The sequence below is a fragment of the Actinoplanes sp. NPDC048988 genome, from assembly GCF_043197815.1.
Classification (GTDB): Bacteria; Actinomycetota; Actinomycetes; order Mycobacteriales; family Micromonosporaceae; genus Actinoplanes.
Genome location: NZ_JBICTW010000014.1, coordinates 21,002 through 43,984, shown reverse-complemented (window position 1 = coordinate 43,984; position 22,983 = coordinate 21,002). Strand labels below are relative to the sequence as shown.

The window sequence follows — 22,983 nt, the reverse complement described above, 5'->3', positions numbered from 1 at the left end:
CGCGACCTCACCGCCGGTCGAGGCCGTGGGGCGTCTTTCGCGTGTATCGGTGGTTTGGGAAGACCGGTCGTCACGCCGTGATCGGCAGCGTGGCGGCGATCGGCCATGCCACCAGCAGCGAGCCGGCCAGCGCGATCGCCCAGCTGGGGGCGGCCAGGCGGTTGAGCAGGGCGCTCCAGCCCGCCTGCAGTACCAGCAGCACGGCCAGCAGGGGGACGACCAGCAGGAGGAACCCGTTGGTCAGGCCCAGTACCGCCGCCGCGGTGAGGGCGGCGACCGTGGCCGCCGCGACCGCGAGGACGCCGAGCGTGCTGCCCCGGGTGAGGCGCTCGGCGGCGTAGGACAGCAGAGCGAAACCCGCCCACACCACCGGCAGCAGCCACCACCGGGCGCCGGCCGGCCAGACGTTCGTGAAGCCCAGCTGCAGCGGGATGACGATCGTCGCCGCCGCGTAGAGCACGAGCGCCACCGCCGCGAGCACGCTTCCCCGTGGCGTCGCCGGGCCTCGGCGCGCCACGATGAGCAGGAGCGTGCCGAGCAGGAACGTGAAGGCGACCGCGTAGTCGCCCGAGTCGAGCGGGAACCACGACGTCGGCAGCACGGCCGCCACCAGGGCCGCCACGACCGCGCCGCCCGCGATGGGCAGCAGCAGGATCGGCCGGAAGCGAGCCCGCGGGGTTGAGCCGCGGAAGAGCAGGCGCGCCAGCGGATACAGGCCTACCAGGAACCCGGCGAACAGCAGGCCGGCGCCCGCCATCCGGTGCAGCGGCGACGGGATCGCCGCCCGTGTGATCGGACCGCCGAAGTGCTGGTCCAGCCAGTCGATGGTCTCCCGGTGCGTCCGGGGCGCGTACAGGATGGAGATGTGTTCCACGCCGGGGATCGTCACGGCCCGGCTGTCCGCGATCCGCGCGGCCGCCTCGGTGGCTGTCGTCCGGAAGCCCGGAAACTCGTTCCCGCCGACCAGCAACAGCAGATTCTTTGGTTGCCCGTCGGGTACCGCGGGCAGCGAGATGGCCGTGGTGGTCACGATTTCCGGATGTGCGGCCGCGTATTCGGTGACCGCCGACGCGCCCATCGAGTGACCCACCAACGCGATCCGCGCGCCGTCCACGTCGGGCAGCCCGCGCAGGTGAGTCACCGCCACCTCGAGTTCCCGCTGCAGGGCCGCGTTACCGGTCCGCGCCGCCGGGTTGACTCCGTGGCCGGCGAAGTCGAGCAGGACCACCACGTATCCGCGGGCGGCCAGCGTGTCCGCGAACGGCATCATCAGCTTCGCCGACCCCGCGTACCCGTGGGCGACGACCACGCCGGGCCGCCGCTCCCCCGGTTTGAGGCCGGCCGGATGCGTCTCGTACAGCGGCACCCCCTCGACCACCTCCCGTCCCGGCGTCGCCGCACCACCGGCCGACGCCACCAGTCCCAGCCCGGTGGCGCCCAGGACCGCCGCGATCAACGCCACCATCAACATCCGCCTGCCTGAAAGCACAAGCGACGGTATCGATCCTCGCCCCTCGCGCACACTCCCGGAAACGTGCCGTCGGATTTTTTCATCAATGAGTCCAACTATTGCGGTCCTGTGAAGTCGCACGTCATGATGACCGTCGATCCGGTTCCCCATCCCCGTCCCCGGATCGCCTGGAGTCCCCATGCCGCTCACTCGTCGTGCCCTCTTGTCGGCGGCCGCCGCCGGCTCCGCCGCCACGCTGCTCACCGACCTCAGCCCCGCGCTCGCCGCCTCCCCCGCCGGCGACGTCGTCGGGAAGATCAGCGTCGGCTATCAGGGCTGGTTCTCCTGTCCGGGCGACGGCGCGCCGATCGGCGGCTGGTGGCACTGGAGCCGCGACCGTTTCCAGCCGCCGTCACCCAGCAACACCACGATCGTGTCCTGGCCCGACCTCCGGGACTTCACCCAGACGTACCCGACGGCCTATCCCCCTCTGGGGAACGGCAGCCCGGCGGCGCTGTTCTCCTCGTACGACCAGCAGACCGTCGACACCCACTTCGCGTGGATGCGCACCTACGGCATCGACACCGCGGCCCTGCAACGGTTCAACCCGGTCGGCGACGAGGGCCCCACCCGCGACGCCATGGCCCGCAAGGTGCGCGCGGCGGCCGAGGCGACCGGCCGCAAGTTCTACATCATGTACGACGTCACCGGCTGGACGAACATGCAGTCCGAGCTCAAGACGGACTGGACCACCAAGATGTCGGCGCACACCGCCTCCCCGGCCTACGCGCGGCAGAACGGCAAGCCGGTCGTCTGCGTCTGGGGTTTCGGCTTCGACGACGACGGCCGCCCGTTCACCCCGGCCGCCTGCCTCGACGTGGTCAACTGGCTCAAGGCCCAGGGCCTGTACGTGATCGGCGGCGTGCCCACCTACTGGCGTGAGGGCAAGAACGACAGCCGCACCGGCTTCCTCGACGTCTACCACGCGTTCCACATGCTGTCGCCGTGGATGGTCGGCCGCACCGGCACCCTCGACGGCCTCGACTGGTTCCTGGCCAACGTGAACACCGGCGACCAGGCCGACTGCAACGCCCACGGCATCGACTACCAGCCGTGCGTGCTGCCCGGCGACCTCTCCTCGGGCCACCGCCGGCACGGCGACTTCTACTGGCGCAGCATCTACAACATGGTGCGCCTGGGCGCCCAGGGCCTGTACGTGTCGATGTTCGACGAGTTCAACGAAGGCAACCAGATCGCCAAGACCGCCGAGACGGCCGCCTCCGTGCCGGCCGGTTCGGGGATCCGCGCGCTGGACGAGGACGGCACCTTCTGCTCGTCCGACTACTACCTGCGCATCACCACCGACGGCGGCCGCATGCTCAAGGGCCAGCTCGCCCTCACCGCCGTACGGCCGACCACGCCGACGCTGACCACCCCACCGCAACCCACCGGCGATCTCGCCGCCGGCAAGGCGGTGAACGCCAGCAGCACCAACGGTTCCTTCGCGGCCGCCAACGCCGTCGACGGCAGCGCCGCCACCTATTGGGAGAGCGGCGGCGCGTTCCCGCAATGGTTCGAAGTGGACCTGGGCGCCGCCTACGCCGTCACCCGCGTGGTGCTGCGCCTGCCGGCCGGCTGGGAACGCCGCACCCAGACCATCGCCGTCCAGGGCGGCGCCGCCACCACGTACACCTTCGATCCGGCGTCCGGAAACGCCGTCACCATCACGCTGTCCGGCGCCGCGGTCCGCAACCTCCGGCTCACCTTCAGCGGCAACTCCGGCTGGCCGGCGGCGCAGATCTCCCAATTGCAGGTGTACGCCGACAGCACGCCCCCGCCCGCGACCGACGTCGCCCGCGGGCGCGCGACCACGGCAAGCGCCTCCGTGCAGAACTACGCCTCCGGCCACGCGGTCGACGGCGACGCCGGCACGTACTGGGAGAGCGCCAACAATGCGTTCCCGCAATGGATACAGGTCGACCTGGGCGCCGCGACGACAGTTTCCCGCGTCGTCCTCAAGCTGCCGCCGTCGTGGGGCGCCCGCACCCAGACCGTGGCCCTCTCGGACGGCTCGACGACCCTGTCCGCCGCCGCCCCGCGCGTCTTCGATCCCGCCTCGGGCAACACGGTGTCCATCACGTGCCCGCCCACTCAGGCCCGCTCGGTCCGCGCGACTTTCACCGGCAACACCGGGTGGCCCGCCGGCCAGCTGTCGGCCTTGGAGGTCTATTCCTCCTGAGCCGCGTTCTTGAGACGGTCCAGGGCACCCGTCCAGTACGCCTCGTACCGCGCCACCCACGGCGCCATGGCCCGCGACATCGCCTCGCCGTCGATGGCATAGAACTGATGGCGTCCCTGCCGGGTGGCGGTCACCAGACCCGCCGCCCGCAGGGCCATCAGATGCTTGGAGATGCCGGAGGTGACCAGCCCCGGGAAGTGGGCGGCGAGCTCGCTGACGCTCAGCCTCCCGTGCTCGGCGAGCAGATCGAGGATGCGGCGCCGGGTCGGGTCGGCCATCGCCCGGAACAGTTCCTCCTCAGACACCGCCGCCCACCGCCGCCGACAGGCGCCGCAACACCTGATGCTTGTCGGCGCCACGCTCGTACGCCTCAAGCGTCCCCTGCCAGTCGGCCTTGCCGATCCCCGCGAACCCGTCGTGCACCAGATCGACCCGCGTCCCGTTCGGCACCGCCTCCAGCGCGACGACGAGCCGGCCCGGATGCGCCCAGCCCGCCCCTTCCTCGAGCCAGGACAGGACCAGCCGCCCCTCGGGGACCAGCTCGAGCACCACTCCGCTGATCCAGGTCTCCCCGTCCCCGCCCGGCATCCGGTAGGCCCCGCCGACCCGCAGGTCGATCTGCACCTCGGGCGAGAGCCACTCGCGCAGGCCGTCCGCTGTGGACAGCAGTCGCCACACCGCGCTCGGCGGACGCGAGATCTCGATGGAACGCACGACTTCCGGCATGTCAGCTCCTTCGTCTTACCGTCTGGTAATGCATTACCGTACGGTAAGACATCCACCGCATGCAACGCCTTCGCGCTCACCGCCCGCGAAGCGTCCTCAGGACTGGGGTGCGCGGCCGGGAGGCTGAAGCACGCAGAACTCGTTGCCGTCCGGATCGGCGAGCACGTGCCAGGTCCAGCCGTCCTCCCGAACCGGGTCGTCCGTGATGCGCCGGGCGCCGGGCGCCACCACTCTGGCCGTTTCCGCGGCGAAGTCGGGTACGCGCAGGTCCAGATGCACTCGGTTCTTGGCGACCTTGGACTCGGCCACCCGCTGGAGCAGCACCTCGGGGCCGGGGCCGTCCAGGGGCGTCAGCGACCGGTACCGGCCGGACGAGTTGGGCTCGGCCCGGTACCCGAGAACGCCGCACCAGAACGTGGCCGACCGATCGAGGTCGGAACAGTCGACAACCACCACCAGCTCCATCTCCAGCAGGCTAGTCCTGGAAGGCGACCAGATGCCGTTCGCGGGCTCGGGTCAGATGCCGGCGCATCGCCTCCTCGGCGGCGTCGGGGTCGGCGCTGTCGATGGCCGCGGCGATCCGCTGATGCTCGTCGTTGGTGACGGCCGTCTGGGCGTACGGGAAATAACGCCTGTGCAAATGCAGGTGGGCGTGCAGCCTGGTGATGCTCTCGCGCAGCAGAGGGCTGCCCGAGGCCTCCGCCACGAGGTCGTGCAGGCGGGCGTCGAGGGCCGTGAACGCCGCGTGCCACTTGCGGTCGTCGCCCGGCTCGATGGTTCTCGCCGCCTCGGCGACCAGCGCGGAGCACTGCTCCGGCGTCGCCCGGGAGGCGGCCCAGCGGGCGGCCGCGCACTCCAGCAGCAGCCGCAGGTCGAACATGTCGGTGAACTCGGCGCGGGTCAGCAGCGGGCTCACCGTGTAGCCGGCCAGGGGGCGCTTGCGGACCAGGCCCTCGGACTCCAGGCGGGCCAGCGCCTCTCGCACGGGCGTGGGTGAGACCTCGAGGTCGCGGGCCAGCGCGTCGATGTTGACCCGGTCGCCGGGCTTCATGACGTGCTCGAGGACGGCCGAGCGGAGCGAGTCGTAGACATCGTCGCCGAGAGTCGAGCGCTTGAGCCTTGGCAGCGTCATGGGAATATCCTATAGGATCTACGAAACCGCGTGCGAGCCGGTCGCGAGCGATTAGGGAGCCCCCGTGCCCGTCATCACCCACGCCGAGGCGTACCTCATCGACATCCCGGTCGAGACGTTACGTACCGACGCCCTTCAGACGTTCCTGGCGCAGGAGACCGTGTTCGTCGAGATCCGCACCGACGACGGCGGCGAGGGCACCGGCTACACGTACACGATCGGCACCGGCGGCACCGCCGTGCTCGCGCTGCTGCGCGACTATCTGCTGCCCCGGCTGCCCGGGCAGGACCCGCGGCGCGTGGAGGCGGTGTGGCGCGACCTGTTCCTGCACACGAAGGCGACCACCGTCGGCGCCATCACGTCCCTGGCGCTGGCCGCTGTCGACACCGCGCTGTGGGACCTGCGGTGCCGGGAGGCCGGGCAGCCGCTGTGGGTGCTGGCCGGCGGGGCCAAGGACCGCATTCCGCTGTACGACACCGAGGGCGGCTGGCTCCAGCTCACCACCGAGGAGCTGGTATCCGGCGCGCTCACCAGTAAGAAGGCGGGGTGGCCGGGCATCAAGATGAAGGTGGGCCGGTCACCCCGCGAGGACGCCGAGCGGGTCGGGGCCGTGCGGGCCGCGGTCGGCGACGACTTCGATGTCATGCTCGATGCCAACCAGGCGCTGACCGCGAGCGACGCCATCCGCCGGGCCAAGCTGCTGGAGCCGTACGACCCGTACTGGTTCGAGGAGCCACTGCCGGCCGAGGACGTCGCCGGGCACGAGGCCCTGTCCGGCAACACGACGATCCCGGTCGCGGTCGGTGAGTCCCTGTACGCGCCCGGCCAGTTCGCCGAGTACGTGCGCCGCGGCGCGGCCGGCGTCATCCAGGTCGACGTGGCCCGGATCGGCGGCATCACGCCGTGGCTGAAGGTGGCGCACCTGGCCGAGGCGGCGAACATCGTGGTCTGCCCGCACTTCCTGATGGAGTTGCACATCAGCCTGTGCTGCGCGGTGCCGAACAGCCGCTACCTCGAGCACATCCCACAGTTGCGGGCCATCACCCGCGACGAGATCGCCGTCGAGGACGGTAACGCCCTGGCCCCGTCGGCGCCCGGGCTCGGCATCGCCTGGGACCGCGACGCGATCGACGACCGGAGGAAGCGATGAACCCGATCGAACGGATCCCCATCGGCAGCACCGGGGTCGAGGTGACCCGGCTGGGACTCGGGCTGGCGCCGATCGGCGGTCTCTACTCGCCGGTGAGCGCGGAGCAGGCGTACGCGACCGTCGAACGCGGCTGGGATCTGGGGATCCGCTACTTCGACGTGGCGCCGCTCTACGGCAACGGGCTGACCGAGTCGCGAGCCGGTCACGTGCTCTCCCGCAAGAAGCGGTCCGACTTCGCGCTGTCCACGAAGGTCGGCCGGCTGCTGCGGCCGGGCGGCGGAGAGGATCAGGGCATCTGGGCCGAGGCGGCCGACGTCTCCCCGGTGTTCGACTTCAGCGCCTCGGGAGTTGTGACGTCGTACGAGGAAAGCCTGGCCCGTCTCGGCCTGGACAGCGCCGACATCGTGCATCTGCACGACCCGGACGACCACTGGGCGGCGGCGTCGGCGGAAGCCCTGCCACAGCTGGTGAAGATGCGGGCGGAGGGCCGGATCGGCGCCGTGTCGGCCGGCATGAACCAGGCCGCGATGCTGGCCGGCTTCGTCCGCACCGGGCAGCTCGACAGCGTGCTGCTGGCCGGCCGGTACACGCTGCTGGACCGCTCCGGCGCCGATGAACTGCTGCCGCTCTGCCTCTCCCGTGGCGTGTCGGTCATCGCGGCCGGCGTCTTCAACTCGGGACTGCTGGCCGACCCTTCCCCGGACGCCACGTTCGACTACGCGCCGGTGGATCGGGAGACCCTGGACCGGGCCCTCGCGATGCAGCGGATCTGCGCCGGGTACCGGGTTCCGCTGCGCGCGGCCGCTCTGCAGTTCCCGTTCCGTCATCCGGCCGTCACCTGCGTGCTCGTGGGCGTCCGTTCGCCGGACGAGGTCGAGGACGCGGTGAAGATGGCGACCCTGCCCATCCCGGAGGAGCTGTGGAAGGAACTCGACGCGTGATCATCGACGCCCACCACCACCTCTGGACCGCCGACTACGCCTGGCTCCAGGACCCTTCGCTGGCCCGGATCCGCCGCGACTACACGGTGGACGATCTGCGGGCGGCGCTCGCAACCGCCGGCGTCGACCGGACCGTGCTGGTCGAGGCCGGCCGGGGCGACGACGCCGAGACCACGGCGTTCCTGGCGATCGCCGACGCGACGCCGGAGATCGCGGGCGTCGTCGGCTGGGCCTCGCTCGCCTCGCCGCGGCTGGCCGCGACCATCGAAAGCCACCGGGCCGGCACCGGCGGGCACCTCCTGGCCGGCATCCGCGACCAGGTGCAGGGCCACGGACCGGAACACCTCGACGGGCTGCACGCCGGGCTGGCCGCGGTCGCCGCCGCCGGCCTGGTGAACGAACTGGTCGTCACCGCCGACCAGCTGCCGTCGGTGGCCCGGGCCGCGGCCGCCTTCCCGGACTCGGTGTTCGTCCTCGACCACCTGGGCAAGCCCGCCATCGCGACCGGCGGGCTCGCCGCCTGGCGCGACCTCATCGCGCCCGTGGCCGCGTGCCCGAACGTCGTGGCCAAGCTCTCCGGCCTGGTCACCGAGGCGGACCACCGGAACTGGACGGCCGGCGACCTCGGACCGTACGTGGAGACCGCCGTCGCCCTGTTCGGCACGGACCGGCTGATGTTCGGCTCGGACTGGCCGGTCTGCGAGCTGGCCGCCACCTACGCCGAGGTGAGGGCCGCCCTGGTGGAAATCCTCGGCGGGACGCCCGAGGACGTCTTCGGCGGCACCGCCGTCCGCACCTACCGCTTGGAGCACCAGCTGTGAAGATCGCCGCAATCGAGACGTACGACGTACGATTCCCCACCTCGCGCGAATTGGACGGCTCCGACGCGATGAACCCCGACCCCGACTACTCGGCCGCCTACGTGGTGCTGCGCACCGAATCGGGCGCCGAAGGCTACGGGTTCACCTTCACCATCGGCCGCGGCAACGAGGTGGTCCGGGCCGCGATCGACGCCCTGGCCCCGTTCGTGGTCGGGCAGGACGCGAGCGACCTCGGTGAGTTCTCCCGCCGGCTGACCCACGACTCGCAGATCCGCTGGCTCGGCCCGGAGAAGGGCGTCACCAGCCTGGCCACGGCCGCCCTCGTCAACGCGGCCTGGGACCTGGCCGCGCGGGCCGCCGGCCTTCCGCTGTGGCGTTACCTGGCCTCGCTGGAACCGGCGCGGATCGTCGACATGGTCGACTGGCGCTACCTCAGCGACGCCCTCACCCCCGCCGAAGCGCTGTCCATCCTCCAGAACGCCCGCGAGGGCCGGGACGACCGCATCGCCTACCTGCAGCGACACGGCTACCCCGCCTACACGACCTCCCCCGGCTGGCTCGGCTACGACGACGCCAAACTCGAACGCCTGGCCCGGGAGGCCGTAGCGGACGGCTACCAGCAGATCAAACTGAAGGTGGGCGCCGACCTCGCCGACGACGTACGGCGGATGCGGCTGGCCCGCTCGGTCGTGGGCGACAGCATCCGCATCGCGGTCGACGCCAACCAGCGCTGGGACGTGACCGAGGCGATCGACTGGATGGCCGCGCTGGCCCCGTACGACCCGTGGTGGATCGAGGAGCCGACCAGCCCCGACGACATCCTCGGGCACGCGGCGATCCGGCGCGGCGCCGGCGTGCCGGTGGCCACCGGCGAACACGTGCAGAACCGCATCGTCTTCAAACAGCTGCTGCAGGCCGAGGCGGTCGACTTCGTGCAGATCGACGCCTGCCGGGTGGCCGGCGTCAACGAGAACCTGGCCATCCTGTTGCTGGCGGCCAAGTTCGGCAAGCCGGTCTGCCCGCACGCCGGCGGCGTCGGCCTCTGCGAGGTCGTCCAGCACCTGTCGATGTTCGACTTCGTGGCCGTCTCGGGCCGCCTCGACAACCGGGTCATCGAGTACGTCGACCACCTCCACGAGCACTTCACCGACCCGGTGGTCATCCGCGACGGCGCCTACCAGGCCCCGTCCGCGCCGGGCTTCTCCGCGCAGATGCTCCCGTCGTCGATCGCCCGGTACTCGTTCCCCGACGGGCCCGAGTGGGCCTGAGCCATGACGCCCTTCGCCCTGCTGTTCGTGTCGTTCCTGGTGACGTTCGTGGCGACGCGCGCCATCACCCGGATGATCCGGGCCGGGGTGGGGCCGTTCCGCAACAACGTCTCGGGCGGCGTCCACATCCATCACGCGGTGCCCGGCATCGTCCTGACGCTGGCCGGCGCCTACCTGTCGGTGGCGGTGGGCGGGCGCCGGCCGTGGGCTGACGTGGCGGCCGTGCTCATCGGGTCCGGGTCGTCGCTGATCCTCGACGAGTTCGCGCTGATCCTGCACCTGCAGGACGTGTACTGGTCGCCGCAGGGGCAGCTGTCCGTACGGATCGTGGCGCTGACGCTGAGCGTGCTCGGCCTGGTGCTGCTCGGCTTGAACCCGCTCGCCGGCGGCACCGGCCACCTGGCGGTGGTACCGGCGGCGCTCGTGCACGTCGGGGCGCTGCTCATCTGCGTACGCAAGGGAAAGTATTCGACAGCGGTCCTGGGCGCCTTCCTGCCCCCGGTGGCCTGGATCGGCGCCGTCCGCCTGGCCCGCCCCACCTCGGCCTGGTCCCGCAAACGCTACGACGCGGCCCGCCGCGCCCGCGCCCAGGCCCGCGCCGACGGCCTGGACGCCCGCTTCGGCCACTGGGGCCTCGGCCTCGCCGACCTGGTCGCCGGCCGCCCCTCGGCCCCTAACCCACCAGCAACGCCGTCAGCGGCCCCCGAACATCGGCCGGGTGAAGGTTGAGCGCCGCAGGGCCGCTTCGGCGGCGCTCTCACCCGCCTCGACGTGGCCACCGGGCAGCACCGCGTAGTGGTGCCCCGGACAGTTCGGCCCTTGCCACCCGGCGTCCGCACACATGGGACAGTCGTCGTCGAGCCGCAGAAACCTTTTGATGACCAGCACCCGGCGCCCGTCGAGAACCACCGCGACCGCCCGGGGAACCCGCTCGCTCTTGTCCCGCACGCGGCCGCCCTTACCGTCGCGTCCGATCCCCGCCAGACCCCACCGCACGCGTCGGCCAGGCTGGGGTCATGGACGAAAAAGTGGCACTCGTGACGGGCGGCGGCCGCGGGATCGGCGCCGCCGTGGCACTGCGGCTGGCCGAGGGCGGTGCCGACATCGCGTTGACATACCACCATGATCAGGACAGTGCCGAAGCCGTGGCCGACCGTATCAAGGCCGTGGGACGGCGGGCCCTCGCCCTGCGAGCGGACAGCGCCGATCCCACAGCGGTGATCGGCGCCGTCGATCGGGCAGCCGGCGAGCTGGGGCGGCTCGACATCCTCGTCAACAACGCGGGCGCCTTCCGGCTGGGCCCGCTCGAAGAGCTGACCCCGGACGACCTCGAACAGACCATCGCGGTCAACATCCGGGCCCCGTTCCTGGCCTGCCAGGCGGCGGCCCGCCACCTGCCGCCCGGCGGCCGCGTCATCAACATCGGCAGCAACATGGCCGAACGCGCCGTCTTCCCCGGCTTCTCCCTCTACGCCATGAGCAAGACGGCCCTGACCGGCCTCACCAAGTCCCTCGGCCGCGAACTCGGCGGCCGCGCCATCACCGTCAACCTGGTCAACCCCGGCCCCACCGACACCGACCTCAACCCGGCCGGCGGCCCGAACGCCGCCGCCGTCACCGCTCTGACCGCCGTCGGCCACTACGCCACCCCACCCGACGTGGCCGCCGCCGTGGCCTTCCTGGCCAGCCCCGAGGCTCGTTACATCACCGGCGCCACCCTCAACGTGGACGGCGGCTTCACCGCCTGACCAGCCCGTCCCCTGTCCGTGCGGCTGCGGAGGGAACGCCATCGCCGGAGGGGTCGCGGTGAGCTCGGCCGAGGTCGCCGCGGTCAGCGAACGCCTCGGCGACCACGCCGAGCGGCCGGGCAGGCGCTCCTGGCCGCTCGGGCGGGAAAGGCCGACGCCCAAGCAGGCATGCTCGGTCTCCCCCGCATCGGCGCGTTCGGTGGTGGGAACGGCGCCACATCAGAGGCGGCGGTCAGGGCAGCAGCGGCGGGCCGACGATCTGGACGCCGTGGGTGGCGGCCAGGCGGGTCAGTTCGGCCGGGGTCGGGGGTGGGGTGGTGGCGCCGACCTCGGCCACGAAGCGGTCGAAGCCGGCCGGTGTGTGCAGGGTCAGGAAGCGGGCCTGCGGGGACGTCACCACGAAGCCGTGGGCGAGGCCGCGAGGGAGCAGGGCCAGGCCGCCCGCCCCGACGTGGTGAACGTCGGGGCCGACCTCGACGCGGAGCGTGCCCTCCAGGACCAGGAAGGTCTCCTCGTCGGCCTCGTGCAGGTGCAGCGGGGACATGTAGCCGCGCTCGCCGTTGTGTTCGAGGACGGCGAAGCCGCCGTCGGTGTCGGCCCAGGTCGCCCGCATGCTGATCAGGCCGCCGAGGAAGTTCACGGCCTCGCGGGTCTGCGGGTCGGTCACGACGGGCTTGGCGAAAGAGCCGGTTACGTAGGTCATGTCACCAGCGAACCTGTCCGGAGGGGCAGACGTCCAAGTCCGATTCGCGATCGGGCCATGCCGCGCCGGCATCGGCGCGGGTAGCTTCGGCGGGGTGACCTCAGACCTCGAACCCCGGCTGCTGCGGTCCTTCCTCGCGGTGGCCGCGGAGGGGCATTTCGGGCGCGCTTCGCAGCGGCTGCGCCTTGCTCAACCCGCCCTCAGCCGCCAGATCCAGCAATTGGAACGCCAGTTGGGGGTCCTTCTCTTCGACCGTACGCCGGCCGGCGCCACCCTGACCGCGGCCGGGCGGGCCGTGGTGCCGGAGGCTGAGCGGGCCCTCGCCCAGAACGAGCGGGTGGTGCGGACGGCGCGGGCGGCCGCCGTCGCCGGGAGCCGGAGCATCACGGTCGCCGCTCCCCTGCCGAGCCCGCCGGGCGGCCTGCTCGCCGAGGCGATCCGGCGGTTGAAGACGGCCCGGCCCGAGGTACGGGTCGTGGTGGTGGACGTGGACGACGACAAGCAGAGCGCCGCGCTGGCCGCCGGCACGATCGACGCGGCGCTCAGCTGGGGGCCGCCGGATTCGGCTGAGGTACGGGGTGAGGTTCTCGCCGACGAGCCGTCGGTGGCCGCGGTCGCGGCCGGGCACCCGTACGCGGAACGCGATCTGATCCCGCTCGGCGCGCTCGCCGGTGATCCGCTGTTGTTCCCGGTGCGGGAGCGGGCGCACTGCTGGGCCAAGCTCGACGCCGCCGCCCGGGCCGCCCTGGTCGAGCTGAGCCCGGTGCCGACCGCGCCGGCCGCCGTGCCCGATCTGGTCGCCGACGGCCTCGGCGTCTCGGTGGTGCCCGCCTCGTTCCGGCTGGGCCGCTACCCGGATCTGCGGTTCGTGCCGGTGCCGGGCGTGAGCGGGCGGATGAGCGTGCTGTGGCGCCGTGACGAGAGCGACCCGGCGGTCCTCGACTTCGTCGACGGCTGCCGGGCCGCGGCCCGTGTCCTGACCGGCCGGCACCCGGAGGTGTGGCGGGCTCAGATGTCGATGAGCACCCGCCCGGCGGCCTGACCGGCGGCCGTCTCGACGGCGGCCGCGGCCTCGGCCAGCGGGAACCGCGTGACCGGCAGCCCGGCCCCGGCGCCGGCCCGCAGCCGGTGCGCGGCCACGGCCGCGCTCACCGACGCCACCGCCTCGTCCCGCTGCTCCTCCGTCATGGACCCGGCCGCGGCCACGTCCACGACGATGTCCGGCGGCTCGGAAAGCCCGCCGCCGCCATCCGGTTCCGGAAGACGGACGTGGTCGGCGCCGGCGGCCCGCGCCAGCTCCGCCTCGGCCGGGGAGGCGACGGTGACCACGACGTGCGCCCCCGCCCACGAGGCGAGCTGGATGGCGGCGTTCTCCACCGCCCCGGCCGCCCCCGGCACCAGGACCACCCGGCCGGTGAGCGCTCCCGGCACCAGCCGCCGCGGCTCGTCGCCGGCCATGGTGAGCGCCCGGTGGGCGGTCAGCGCCGGAACACCGAGCGAGGCGCCCACGTCGAACGAGACGCCCGGGGGCAGCGGCACGACGTGGCGGCGTGGCAGGACCACGTACTCCTGTGCTGTCCCCTGCGCGCCCCAGACCCAGACGAGGTCACCCACCGCCGGCCCGGGCACGTCCGGGCCGACCGCGTCGACCACGCCCGCGCCGTCCTGCCCGGGCACGCCGGTGGTCCGCCCCGAGCCGGCGTCCGCCGGGATCACACCCACGACGTGCATCCGGACCCGGATCTCCCCGGCCCCCGGCATGGGAACGTCCCGTTCCACTACTGATCGCATGCTGAGATGCTTCCCCGCCCGGCGGCCGTTCGACCGGTGGGCGAGACGGAGGTCACGAGGGCCAGGCGGAGTTCTCGATCACGTCCACGAAGTCGATGTGCCGGTAGCCGGGGACGCGGTGTTCGAGGACGTCGCCGTTCACCGTGCCGAACGTGGTGTCCGGCCGGTGGCGGAAGCCCTCGGCGAAGGCGTCGACGATGGCCTTCTTGAAGCCCGGTCGCGGATGGGCCTCGACCACCGCCCGTACGGCCGCCGGGTCGAGCTCGCCCAGCCCGAGGCCCAGCACGTCGGTCTCCACGCCCGCGGTGACCAGGGCGACCTCCGGCTCCAGCCGGTACGGGATCTCGGGCGTGGTGTGCAGCGCCACCGCTTCCCAGACGACGCGGGCCTCGTCCGGCCCGATGCCGTGGGCGAGCAGGAACCGGCGGGCCTCGTCGGCGCCGTCCATCTCGAAACGCTGGTCGTCGCGCCGGTAGCGCGGGGTCAGGCCGAGGTCGTGGAACAGCGCGCCCACGTACAGCAACTCGGGTCGGGCCTGAAGCCCGAGCCGGATCCCCCGCAGCGACCCGAACAGGAAGACCCGGTGGGAGTGGTGGAAGAGCAGGTCGTCGGCGGCCTCGCGGACCAGCGCGGTGGCCTCGCGGGCGAGCGGGGAGTCGGGAATGGCGATTCCGGCGATGTTCATGTGCCCACTCTCACGCGGGGGACGGCCGCGCCGCCGTGTCCTTCCTGCCATGCTTGCCTCGGATCGGGACATGGGAGGCCGCATCGTGCACAGGGTCGTCGCGCTCGTCTTCGACGGCATGAAGATGCTCGACCTGGCCGGGCCGCTGGAGGTGTTCGCCGAGGCCGGCGGCTATGAGCTCGAGGTGCGCTCGCCCGACGGGCGTGACGTGGTGAGCTCGACGGGCGTGCGCGTGCCGGTCGACGGCCCCGCCCACGAGGCGAGGGACGTCGGCACCGCGCTCATCGTCGGCGGCGACGCCCTGCCCGTGACGCCGATCCCGCAACCGCTGATCGATGCCGCCCGGCTGCTCTCGGAAAGTGCGGGAAGAACGGCTTCCGTGTGTACGGGGGCCTTCCTGCTCGCGGCGGCGGGTCTGCTCGACGGCCGCCGCGCGACCACGCACTGGCGTCACGCGCGGCTGCTCGGCGCCGCCTATCCGGGCATCGCCGTCGAGCCGGACGCCCTGTTCGTCGCCGACGGCGCCGTCTACACCTCGGCCGGGGTCTCGGCCGGCATCGACCTGGCCCTCGCCCTGGTCGAGCGGGACAACGGCGAGCAGACCGCCCGTACGGTCGCGCGGGAACTGGTCGTCTTCCTCCAGCGCCCCGGCGGCCAGTCCCAGTTCTCGCCCTCGCTGGCGCTGCCCCGCCCGACCACCCCGAAACTGCGGGAGCTGACCGACGCCGTCGCCGCCGACCCGGCCGGCGACCACGCAATCCCCGCCCTGGCCGCGAGAATCAGTGTCAGCCGGCGTCACCTGTCCCGGCTGTTCCGCGGCGAGCTCGGCACCAGCCCGGCCCGGTACGTCGAATCGGTCCGGGTCGACGCCGCCCTGCGCCTGCTCACCGAGGGCCATTCCGTGACGGCCACCGCCCGGCGCACCGGCATCGGCAGCCCGGAGACGTTGCGGCGGGCCGTCATCGGCCGGATCGGCGTCTCGCCGCGCGCCTATCAACAGCGGTTCCGGTACGGTCGGCGCATGCCGGCGGAACTGCGGCCAGCCCGCGACGAGGACGTTCCCACGATCGCCCGGATCTGGGAATCGGGGTGGCGCGACGGGCACCGGGGTCACGTGCCCGAGGAGCTGATTCCGGTACGTACCGGCGAGTCCTTCCGCACCCGCGCCGCCGCGATGGTCTCCCGGACGACGGTGGCGGTGGCCGACGGCGCCACAGTGGGCTTCGTGACCGTGGACGGCGACGAGGTCGAGCAGGTCTACGTGGCCGCGGCCAGTCGCGGCAGCGGCGTGGCGGCCGACCTCCTCGACGAGGCGGAGCGGCAGGTCGCCGCGGGCGGCCACGCGACGGCCTGGCTCGCCGTGGTGGCCGGCAACGCGCGGGCCCGGCGCTTCTACGAGCGGCGCGGCTGGGCCGACGACGGCCCCTTCACCTACCAGGCCAGGTACCCGGGCGGCACGATCGGCGTGCCCTGCCACCGCTACGTCAAGCCGACTCCGTCCTCGGCCGGGCCCACGTCGTAGGGTCGGTTCATGCTCGAACTGCCCGGTCCCGTCGTCGTCGCGCCGATGGCGGGCGGGCCCACCACGGCGGACCTGGTCGTCGCGGCCGGGAAGGCCGGCGCACTCGGCTTCCTGGCCGCCGGATACAAGACGCCGGAGGCGGTCGAGGCGGAGTTGCGGGCCGTACGCCGCGCCGAAGTCCCGTACGGCCTCAATATCTTCGTTCCGACGCCGTCACCCGCGGACGCGGAACCGATCCGGCGCTACCGGGAGACGCTGGCGGCCGAGGCGGCCCGCTACGGGGTGGAGCTGCCGCCGCCGCGCCTCGCCGATGACGACCATTTCGGCGCCAAGCTGGCCCTCGCCGAGCGGTACGCGGTGCCGTTCGTCAGCTTCACGTTCGGGGTTCCGCCAACCGGGGCGATCGCCGCGCTACGGGACGCCGGGTCCCGGGTGCTGATCACGGTGACCGATCGCGACGAGGCCGCCCGCGCGCTGGCCGGCGAACCGGACGCGCTGATCGCCCAGGCCGGGACGGCCGGCGGGCACGCCTCCACCACCGATCCGGCCGCTTATCTCGGGCACACCACGGCGCCCGAGGTGCTGGCCGACGTGCTCGGGGTGAGCTCGCTGCCGGTCGTCGCGGCCGGTGGCACCGGCTCGGCGGCCGACGTGGCGGCCCTGCTCTCGGCCGGGGCGGCCGCGGTTCAGGCCGGCACCTTCTTCCTGCTGGCCGACGAGGCCGGCACCCGCCCGGCCCAGCAGGCGGCCATGCTCTCCGGCGACTACCGGGAGACGGCCGTGACCAGGGCGTTCACCGGCCACCCGGCCCGGGGGCTGCGTAATCGGTTCATCGACACCTACTCCGAGGTGGCGCCGATCGGCTATCCGGCCGTCCATCACCTCACCGCCCCGATCCGCGCCGCCGCCGCGGCGGCCGGTGACGCGGCGGCCTTGAACCTGTGGGCGGGCACCGGATTCGCGGCCGCCCACCCGGGCCCGGTCGCGGAGCTGATCAGAGCGCTCACGCCGTAACCGGGTCGCCCGGAAGGATTCGGCCGAACGGACCGAATGCCGGTTGTGGACCTTGCCGGGGGCGGGGACGGCCCGTACGGTCGCTGGTCATGGAAATGAGGCAGCGGGTGACCACGGCGGCCTGGCTGGCCCTGGCCCAGTGGTCCCAGCGGCTCGGCGCCGACGGCATGGAGGCCATGCGGTCACGGCCCGGCCTGGCCGCGGCCGTCGATCAGCACATCGCGCAGATCCGCGACACCATCGGGCACCCACAGCCGGAGGCGCTCGCCGCCTACGCCGACGGGGTCGCCGACACGGTCATGGCCAAAGGCTGGTCGGCCGACGAGACCGCGAACGGGTGGGAGGGCGCCTCCTGGCCCTCGCTGCACCTGCTCGCGGTCTGCGTCCTGGCCGCCCGCCTCAGCTGAACCGGCGGTTGTCGCCCTCGCCCGGCAGGTCGGCCTCGATGCGCTCCTTGCGCACCTCGCCGCTGACGGTCTCCTCGTCGGTCACGGTCTCCTTGTTCAGGCGGACCCGCTCGACCGGCACCGTCTCGGTCTCCACGACCGGGCGCTCGGCGTGCAGGGTGACCTCGTGCTCCGACTCGGTGAGGTCGGGGCCGGCGAACGCGGCGTCCCGGTTGGCGTCGGTGATCGGCTCGCGCTCGAGGCGCACCTCCTCGCGCTCGACCGGGATGGTGGCCTGCTGCTGCTCGGTCACCACGTACTTGCGCAGGCGGGCCCGGCCGGCCTCCTCGCGCCGCGTCCCGGCCTCGAGGCGCTCCTCGGAGCGGGTCATCGCCCCGTCGTCGTGCCGGGCCGTGTAGTTGTCGTAGTTGTCGTCCGCACGCACCGTCGCGCCGGTGTAGTTGGCGTTTCCGGCGGCCGCGCCGGCCTCGTACGCCCGGTTGCTGTCCTGCCAGCTGAGCCCGTAGTACTCGTACAGCCGCTCGACGTCGTCGTTGGTCAGCGGCTCGTCGTGCGACGCGTCCACGTTGGGGGCGTCCTTCACCTTGGCCTTGTCGAACGGCAGCACCAGCCGGTCACCCTGAAGGTCGGCCTGGCTCAGCGGCACGAACGACTCCTTGAGGCCGAACAGCCCGGTCTTGACGCTCGCCCACGTGGGCTGCCCGGAGCCGTCCTCCCACACCTGCCCGACACTGCCGATCTTGTCGCCGTCGGGGCCGTACACGTCGTGTCCGCTCAGGGCGCGAACCTGGTCCAGAGTAATCATCAGGGGGTCCTCCTTGGAGCTGGGTATGCCCCAATCCGTACCCGCCGCCTTTGCCGCCATGCATGCGATTTCTAAAGTGTTTTACGCGGTCTCGTGGGTATCACCCGATAATGGCGATCTCACGGGAAGATCTTGACAACCTGAGCGGCGCCGAGGTCTACGACAATGCGGACCGGCGCCTCGGCCCGGTCGGCCAGATCTACCTCGACCCGCACGGCGGCGAGCCACTGTGGGTGACCGTCCGCACCGGAGCGCTGACGTTCCAGGAGTCTTTCGTGCCCCTGCGCGGCGCCCGCCTCGACGCCGGGCGACTGCGGGTGGCGGTCGGCGAAGCCCTGGTCCGGGCCGCGCCCATGGTGGACACCGACGGGCCTTTGGAGTACGCCGACGCGGACCGCCTCCAGGCGCACTACGGCTCCCCGACCAGCGACGACGCCATGACCCGCTCGGAGGAACGGCTGGTCACCGGCGTACGGGAAGAGCCCGTGACCAAGGTCCGTCTCCGCAAGTACGTGGTCACCGAGGAACGTCAGGTGACCGTCCCGGTGACCCGCGAGGAGGTACGGCTGGAGCGCGTGCCGGTCGACGCCCCCGACGCTCCGGCCACCGACACGACCCTCTACGCCGAACGCCCCGTGGTCACCACCGAGAAGGTGCCGGTCGAGCGGGTCCGCCTGCGCAAAGAGACCGTGACCGACGAGGAGACCATTTCCGCTCCGGTCCACAAAGAACAGATCGAATACGAGCCGCCGGCCTGATAAATGATTATCGCAGTTTATTGAGCGCGTCCCCGTAAAGGCGCGCGGGCACGGCTTCCGGATCGATCAGATGTTGCAGCGCCACCCCGATATCGAGCGCCAGCATCAATGCCGCCAACCGCTCGGCCGGCAACGCCTGCACCCGGGCCGGCTGCGCGCCGCCGCCGAATCGCCATCGAGCGCCGTCACCTGAGCCGCGTGGCTCTCCCGGATGGTCCGCAGCCAGCGCGCGACGACGGCCCGGCTCGCCTCGTCGCGCATGCCGTGCAGCCAGAACTCGGCGAACGCCTGAATGAAGCGGCGGTTCTCCGGCTCGTCGATGGTCGCCTCGTACCGCGCCCCCAGAGCCTCGAGCCAGCTCGTCAGCGGCCCGGCCGCCGGCTCCGGGTCGCCGTCACCGGCCAGCTTGCGCTCGAGGATGGCCGCGACCAGGTCGTTCTTGCCGGCGAAGTTGGCGTAGATGGCGCCCTTGGTCAGCCCCGCGTGCCGGGCCACCTCGTCCAGCGACGTGCGATGAATGCCGCGTTCGCCGAAGAGCGTCCTGCTTTCGTACGAGCTGAGCCGTTCCTGCGGGCGACGACCGTCCTCGGCGGCATGGCCAACACCATCGGCGCCGCGACCGTGCTTCTCGCGATCCTGCTCGCGCGGGAGGGCGGTGCCTCGGCCACGAGTATCGGCGTGCTCTCGGCGATGATCGGTGCGGGAGGCCTCGCCGGGGCCGCGCTGACGCCGTACCTACTGCGACGCCTCCCGATGCGGTATGTCTTCGCCGGGGTCGGGTGGTACTGGACGGCAGTGCTTCCGGCGATGGCCCTCACCACGGACCCGTACCTGCTGGGCGCTCTCGGGGCTGTGCTGACCCTGCCGTTCCCGGCCTGGAACGCCGCCGTCCTGGCCAGGACCGTCGCCATCACCCCCGAGCACCTGTTCGGCCGCGTGCAGAGCGTGCGCCAGCTGGTCTCCCGGCTCGCCACCCCGTGCGGCCCGCTGCTCGCCGGCCTCGCCTACGAGTCGTTCGGCGGGCACGCGACCGTCCTCATCCTGCTCGCCGGCGCCCCGCTGACGGCCGTCACCGGCAGCACCCTGCGCGAGCCTCGTCACCGGATCCGCCAGTCAATCGACTGATCCACCCCGATGGTCCTCCGGCGAGCCTGGAGGTGGCAGAAACCACCGATGGAAGGACCACGATGCCGCTCAACCTCTTCGGTATCGCCTTCGGGCTCGCCGGGCTGGCCGGCACCTGGACGGCCTCGGCCGCCGCCGGCCTCGTTCCCGCGGTCGTGGGCGACGTGCTCTGGTGGGCGGTGCTGGTCGTCTGGCTGGCCCTGCTGGCCCGCTACTTCACCAAGGCCTCGCCGGCCGACCTGCGCCATCCCATTCTGGGACCGTTCGCCGCGCTGGTGCCCACCACCGGCCTGCTGATGGGCGGCCGCCTGACCGGCGCCTGGCTCACCGGCGGGCGGGTCGTCATCGCCGTGATGCTGGTACTGGCCACGGTCTTCGCCGGCTGGTTCGTGGCCCACCTGCTCAGCGGCGGCCTCGACATCGACACCCTGCACGCCGGCTACCTGCTGCCGACGGTGGCCGCCTCGCTGGTCGGCGCCCAGTCGGCCGCGCTGGCCGGCTGGCACGCCGTCGCGGTCGGCGCGTTCGGCGTGGGCATCCTGTTCTGGTTCCTGATCGGCGCCCTGCTGCTGGGCCGGCTCGCCCTGCGGCCCGCCCTGCCCGGACCGCTGCTGCCCACGATGGCCATCTTCTCGGCCCCGCCGGCCGTCGCCGGCAACGCCTGGTACGCCATCAACGGCGGCACCCTGGACACCATCGACCTGCTGCTGCTCGGCACGATGGTGCCGCTGCTGCTGGTGCAGCTGTTCCTGACCCCGAACTACCTGCGCCAGCCGTTCGCCCACGGCTTCTGGGCCCTGACCTTCACCATCGCCGCCAGCGGCACCTACACCATCCACTGGCTGTCCGGCGAGCACGCGGCGGCCTGGCGCCCCCTGTCCTGGCTGGTCCTGGCCGTCGTCACGGTCCTGATCGGCCTGATCGCCCTCAAGTCGGCCACCCTGGCCCTGCGCAAGCAGTCCCGCCGCCACGCCGCGACGCCGGTCACGGTCGGCTAAAGACCGGGCGCGAGCAGCACGCAGAACTCGTTGCCGCCCGGGTCGGCCAGGGTCCACCACGGCTCGTCCGCGCTGGGCTCGGCCCGGGCGACGGCGCCCGCGGCGAGCAGGGCGGTCAGGTCGCGGTCGCGGGCTTCCAGGTGCCATCGGGTACGGCTGCGGTAGCGCTCGATTCCCGGAACCGGGTCGAAAACCATGTAGTCCCACGGGAACTCGGGGGCGCCGAGCACCGCCGCCGACTCGCCCTCCTCGACCACGCGGCCGCCGAGCACGCCGGCCCACCAGCGGGCCAAGCCGTGCGCGTCGGAGCATTTGACGACGAGCTCGAACATTCCGGCCGGCCGGTCGTCGACCGCCGGGAACGCGCAGAACTCGGTGCCCTCGGGGTCGGCCAGCACGAACCAGGGGTCGTCGCCGGGCGGCCGGACCATCCGGGCGCCGGCCGTCAGCAGGGGTTCCGGCGTCGCCCCGGCGAGGCGCAGGTCGACGTGCACCCGGGCGTCGTCGGCGGGCGCGACCGCCGGCCGCAACCGGAGGATTTCACGGGCGGGGCGTTCCGGTCCCGGCCGTACGATCGGATTGCCGCCGGCGTCGACGCCGGCCCGCCCGCCGAGGGCGCTCTGCCAGAACGCGGCGGCCTGCCCGGGGTCGGCGGTGTCGAGGACCAGACCGTCGAACTGGGCGATGGGATGCGTCACCTGGCGCAGAGTGTCGGGCAGCATGCCGCCGATTACCGCGCCTCGCCGCCGTTCAAACTCTAACGATCATCCTCGATGGAGTGAACCGTCAGCCGCGACCGTTCGCCGCCGAAGTCCCGCGCGAACGGGCCCGCGTTCCGCTCGTCGGCGAACCACCCGGCCCGGTCGACGTGGACGACCACCCGGTCGTGGCCGTCGACGACCTCGGAGATGCCGCCGCTTTCGACGGTGTCCTGCCAGGCGTCGAGGTTGCGCCCGGCCCAGTCGGGCAGCCCGGCCGGCCCGGCCAGCGCCGCCCAGAAGTCACGCGCCGTCGCGAACACGCGGCCACGCAGGTCGATGACGAGCTCGTTCATTCGTACGCCACGATGTTCACGGCGGCCAGGGCCGCCCCGATCAGCACCGGCCACAACACGACCCCGGTGAACGCCCCGACCGCGTTGTCGGCCCGGGCCCGCCGCTTGTGCCAGACGCCGAGCACCACACACCCGAGAAGCCCGGCGGTCATCGCGGTCAGGGCCACAGCGCTATTGCGTACGGACAAAGCGACGACCACAACCGCAACCCAGATCGCCGCCGTCTGCCCGAGCCCCACGCCCACCGTCCGCACGCACCCAGCCTAGGACCCGGTCTCCACGTCACATCTCCAGGTGGGGTCCGTGGCGATGGCGATGACCTCGTCGAGGCGTACCCGGGCCTCGGTCATCGCGGTGATCTCCGCCTCCAGCCGCTTCCGCTCGGCGTCCAGCAGGGCCCGCGAACGCGGCACGCACGCGGCCTCGAGCAGCGGCAGCAGCTCGGCGATCACCCGGCTGGACAGGCTCGCCGCGAACCCGCGCCGGATCAGCGCCACCCGGGCAACGGCCGCCTCGGCGTAGCGGCGGCGGCCCGCCGAGTCCCGCTCGGCCGTCAGCAGGCCCTGCTCCTCGTAGTAGCGCAGCGACCGCACGCTCGCACCGGTGCGGGCGGCCAGCTCCCCGATGCGCACCTATGACCACCACC

Annotated in this window: 29 protein-coding genes; 14 read left to right on the top strand and 15 right to left on the bottom strand. The window is 72.6% G+C overall.

The features are described 5' to 3' along the window. Positions 1–70: 70 nt before the first annotated feature. A complete protein-coding gene (locus ACGFJ7_RS33530) occupies positions 71–1,465 on the bottom strand; it encodes an alpha/beta hydrolase family protein (protein ID WP_392645761.1) in 1,395 nt (464 codons plus the stop codon). A 184-nt stretch (positions 1,466–1,649) separates the two neighbouring features. Here ACGFJ7_RS33530 and ACGFJ7_RS33525 point away from each other — a divergent pair, with 184 nt between their 5' ends. Continuing rightward, entirely contained in the window at positions 1,650–3,689 is a 2,040-nt protein-coding gene (locus tag ACGFJ7_RS33525; RefSeq protein ID WP_392645760.1) for a discoidin domain-containing protein, read from the top strand. Here ACGFJ7_RS33525 and ACGFJ7_RS33520 read toward each other — a convergent pair. The 4 genes from ACGFJ7_RS33520 to ACGFJ7_RS33505 form a co-directional block, all read right to left on the bottom strand. Continuing rightward, the gene (locus tag ACGFJ7_RS33520; protein WP_392645758.1) at positions 3,677–3,994 is read right to left on the bottom strand and encodes an ArsR/SmtB family transcription factor; all 318 of its coding nucleotides are present in this window, start codon (positions 3,992–3,994) and stop codon (positions 3,677–3,679) included. The two genes, ACGFJ7_RS33525 and ACGFJ7_RS33520, sit on opposite strands and share 13 nt — an antisense overlap. Next, positions 3,987–4,415, bottom strand: a complete 429-nt coding sequence (locus tag ACGFJ7_RS33515; protein WP_360254638.1) for an SRPBCC domain-containing protein — start codon at positions 4,413–4,415, stop codon at positions 3,987–3,989. The genes ACGFJ7_RS33520 and ACGFJ7_RS33515 overlap by 8 nt, the downstream gene beginning before the upstream one ends. Positions 4,416–4,511: 96 nt before the next feature. Next, on the bottom strand, positions 4,512–4,880 hold the full coding sequence (locus ACGFJ7_RS33510) for a VOC family protein (RefSeq protein ID WP_392645756.1): 369 nt from the start codon (positions 4,878–4,880) through the stop codon (positions 4,512–4,514). Between the two features lie 10 nt (positions 4,881–4,890). Next, entirely contained in the window at positions 4,891–5,547 is a 657-nt protein-coding gene (locus ACGFJ7_RS33505) for a GntR family transcriptional regulator (protein ID WP_392645754.1), read from the bottom strand. A 64-nt stretch (positions 5,548–5,611) separates the two neighbouring features. On the opposite strand from ACGFJ7_RS33505, the gene ACGFJ7_RS33500 reads away from it, so the two are divergent. From ACGFJ7_RS33500 to ACGFJ7_RS33480, 5 genes are read left to right on the top strand one after another with little or no spacing between them, the layout of a single operon-like run. After that, positions 5,612–6,697 carry a mandelate racemase/muconate lactonizing enzyme family protein gene (locus ACGFJ7_RS33500; RefSeq protein WP_360254632.1) on the top strand — a complete coding sequence of 362 codons (1,086 nt, stop codon included), beginning with the start codon at positions 5,612–5,614 and terminating at the stop codon, positions 6,695–6,697. Then, positions 6,694–7,638, top strand: coding sequence for an aldo/keto reductase (locus ACGFJ7_RS33495; protein WP_392645752.1), 945 nt, complete (start codon positions 6,694–6,696; stop codon positions 7,636–7,638). Before ACGFJ7_RS33500 ends, ACGFJ7_RS33495 begins: the two co-directional genes overlap by 4 nt. Further along, positions 7,635–8,459 carry an amidohydrolase family protein gene (locus tag ACGFJ7_RS33490; RefSeq protein WP_360254628.1) on the top strand — a complete coding sequence of 275 codons (825 nt, stop codon included), beginning with the start codon at positions 7,635–7,637 and terminating at the stop codon, positions 8,457–8,459. Before ACGFJ7_RS33495 ends, ACGFJ7_RS33490 begins: the two co-directional genes overlap by 4 nt. Then, positions 8,456–9,727 carry an enolase C-terminal domain-like protein gene (locus ACGFJ7_RS33485; protein WP_392645751.1) on the top strand — a complete coding sequence of 424 codons (1,272 nt, stop codon included), beginning with the start codon at positions 8,456–8,458 and terminating at the stop codon, positions 9,725–9,727. The genes ACGFJ7_RS33490 and ACGFJ7_RS33485 overlap by 4 nt, the downstream gene beginning before the upstream one ends. Positions 9,728–9,730: 3 nt before the next feature. After that, the gene (locus ACGFJ7_RS33480; RefSeq protein ID WP_392645750.1) at positions 9,731–10,456 is read left to right on the top strand and encodes a hypothetical protein; all 726 of its coding nucleotides are present in this window, start codon (positions 9,731–9,733) and stop codon (positions 10,454–10,456) included. Here the strand turns inward: ACGFJ7_RS33480 and ACGFJ7_RS33475 are convergent. Further along, positions 10,421–10,675: an NUDIX domain-containing protein gene (locus ACGFJ7_RS33475; RefSeq protein WP_392645749.1), complete on the bottom strand. Its 255-nt coding sequence runs from the start codon at positions 10,673–10,675 to the stop codon at positions 10,421–10,423. The two genes, ACGFJ7_RS33480 and ACGFJ7_RS33475, sit on opposite strands and share 36 nt — an antisense overlap. A gap of 68 nt (positions 10,676–10,743) precedes the next feature. On the opposite strand from ACGFJ7_RS33475, the gene ACGFJ7_RS33470 reads away from it, so the two are divergent. Beyond that, positions 10,744–11,475, top strand: coding sequence for an SDR family NAD(P)-dependent oxidoreductase (locus tag ACGFJ7_RS33470; protein ID WP_392645747.1), 732 nt, complete (start codon positions 10,744–10,746; stop codon positions 11,473–11,475). A 232-nt stretch (positions 11,476–11,707) separates the two neighbouring features. On the opposite strand, the gene ACGFJ7_RS33465 is transcribed toward ACGFJ7_RS33470, so the two are convergent. Further along, entirely contained in the window at positions 11,708–12,178 is a 471-nt protein-coding gene (locus ACGFJ7_RS33465) for a cupin domain-containing protein (protein ID WP_392645745.1), read from the bottom strand. A 94-nt stretch (positions 12,179–12,272) separates the two neighbouring features. Between ACGFJ7_RS33465 and ACGFJ7_RS33460 the strand changes: the two genes are divergently transcribed. Continuing rightward, the gene (locus ACGFJ7_RS33460) at positions 12,273–13,220 is read left to right on the top strand and encodes a LysR family transcriptional regulator (RefSeq protein WP_360254618.1); all 948 of its coding nucleotides are present in this window, start codon (positions 12,273–12,275) and stop codon (positions 13,218–13,220) included. On the opposite strand, the gene ACGFJ7_RS33455 is transcribed toward ACGFJ7_RS33460, so the two are convergent. Both ACGFJ7_RS33455 and ACGFJ7_RS33450 read right to left on the bottom strand, forming a co-directional pair. Further along, positions 13,187–13,969 carry an alcohol dehydrogenase catalytic domain-containing protein gene (locus tag ACGFJ7_RS33455; protein WP_360254616.1) on the bottom strand — a complete coding sequence of 261 codons (783 nt, stop codon included), beginning with the start codon at positions 13,967–13,969 and terminating at the stop codon, positions 13,187–13,189. The two genes, ACGFJ7_RS33460 and ACGFJ7_RS33455, sit on opposite strands and share 34 nt — an antisense overlap. A 52-nt stretch (positions 13,970–14,021) precedes the next feature. After that, positions 14,022–14,654, bottom strand: coding sequence for an HD domain-containing protein (locus tag ACGFJ7_RS33450; protein WP_360254614.1), 633 nt, complete (start codon positions 14,652–14,654; stop codon positions 14,022–14,024). A gap of 70 nt (positions 14,655–14,724) precedes the next feature. On the opposite strand from ACGFJ7_RS33450, the gene ACGFJ7_RS33445 reads away from it, so the two are divergent. From ACGFJ7_RS33445 to ACGFJ7_RS33435, 3 genes are all read left to right on the top strand, one after another. Beyond that, the gene (locus ACGFJ7_RS33445; protein WP_392645743.1) at positions 14,725–16,176 is read left to right on the top strand and encodes a GNAT family N-acetyltransferase; all 1,452 of its coding nucleotides are present in this window, start codon (positions 14,725–14,727) and stop codon (positions 16,174–16,176) included. A 9-nt stretch (positions 16,177–16,185) separates the two neighbouring features. Then, complete coding sequence (locus ACGFJ7_RS33440; RefSeq protein WP_392645741.1) at positions 16,186–17,190, top strand: nitronate monooxygenase; 1,005 nt, start codon at positions 16,186–16,188, stop codon at positions 17,188–17,190. An 89-nt stretch (positions 17,191–17,279) separates the two neighbouring features. After that, positions 17,280–17,597: a DUF6401 family natural product biosynthesis protein gene (locus ACGFJ7_RS33435; protein WP_392645739.1), complete on the top strand. Its 318-nt coding sequence runs from the start codon at positions 17,280–17,282 to the stop codon at positions 17,595–17,597. On the opposite strand, the gene ACGFJ7_RS33430 is transcribed toward ACGFJ7_RS33435, so the two are convergent. Then, the gene (locus ACGFJ7_RS33430; RefSeq protein ID WP_392645738.1) at positions 17,590–18,402 is read right to left on the bottom strand and encodes a DUF2382 domain-containing protein; all 813 of its coding nucleotides are present in this window, start codon (positions 18,400–18,402) and stop codon (positions 17,590–17,592) included. The two genes, ACGFJ7_RS33435 and ACGFJ7_RS33430, sit on opposite strands and share 8 nt — an antisense overlap. A gap of 110 nt (positions 18,403–18,512) precedes the next feature. Here ACGFJ7_RS33430 and ACGFJ7_RS33425 point away from each other — a divergent pair, with 110 nt between their 5' ends. Next, a complete protein-coding gene (locus ACGFJ7_RS33425) occupies positions 18,513–19,160 on the top strand; it encodes a PRC and DUF2382 domain-containing protein (RefSeq protein WP_360254604.1) in 648 nt (215 codons plus the stop codon). Between the two features lie 105 nt (positions 19,161–19,265). On the opposite strand, the gene ACGFJ7_RS33420 is transcribed toward ACGFJ7_RS33425, so the two are convergent. Further along, positions 19,266–19,655, bottom strand: a complete 390-nt coding sequence (locus ACGFJ7_RS33420) for a TetR/AcrR family transcriptional regulator (protein WP_392645737.1) — start codon at positions 19,653–19,655, stop codon at positions 19,266–19,268. Between the two features lie 18 nt (positions 19,656–19,673). Here ACGFJ7_RS33420 and ACGFJ7_RS33415 point away from each other — a divergent pair, with 18 nt between their 5' ends. Together ACGFJ7_RS33415 and ACGFJ7_RS33410 are read left to right on the top strand one after the other, a co-directional pair. Next, complete coding sequence (locus ACGFJ7_RS33415; protein ID WP_392645735.1) at positions 19,674–20,285, top strand: hypothetical protein; 612 nt, start codon at positions 19,674–19,676, stop codon at positions 20,283–20,285. Positions 20,286–20,347: 62 nt separating this feature from the next. Then, positions 20,348–21,283, top strand: coding sequence for a transporter (locus ACGFJ7_RS33410; RefSeq protein WP_360254598.1), 936 nt, complete (start codon positions 20,348–20,350; stop codon positions 21,281–21,283). Here ACGFJ7_RS33410 and ACGFJ7_RS33405 read toward each other — a convergent pair. From ACGFJ7_RS33405 to ACGFJ7_RS33390, 4 genes are read right to left on the bottom strand one after another with little or no spacing between them, the layout of a single operon-like run. Next, positions 21,280–22,005: a VOC family protein gene (locus ACGFJ7_RS33405; protein ID WP_392645733.1), complete on the bottom strand. Its 726-nt coding sequence runs from the start codon at positions 22,003–22,005 to the stop codon at positions 21,280–21,282. The genes ACGFJ7_RS33410 and ACGFJ7_RS33405 overlap by 4 nt on opposite strands. Before the next feature lie 35 nt (positions 22,006–22,040). Beyond that, the gene (locus tag ACGFJ7_RS33400; protein WP_360254594.1) at positions 22,041–22,337 is read right to left on the bottom strand and encodes a barstar family protein; all 297 of its coding nucleotides are present in this window, start codon (positions 22,335–22,337) and stop codon (positions 22,041–22,043) included. Beyond that, positions 22,334–22,591 (bottom strand): hypothetical protein, encoded by a 258-nt coding sequence (locus tag ACGFJ7_RS33395; RefSeq protein WP_360254592.1) that lies wholly within the window; start codon positions 22,589–22,591, stop codon positions 22,334–22,336. Before ACGFJ7_RS33395 ends, ACGFJ7_RS33400 begins: the two co-directional genes overlap by 4 nt. Before the next feature lie 9 nt (positions 22,592–22,600). Next, complete coding sequence (locus tag ACGFJ7_RS33390; RefSeq protein ID WP_360254590.1) at positions 22,601–22,969, bottom strand: MerR family transcriptional regulator; 369 nt, start codon at positions 22,967–22,969, stop codon at positions 22,601–22,603. Positions 22,970–22,983 lie beyond the last annotated feature (14 nt).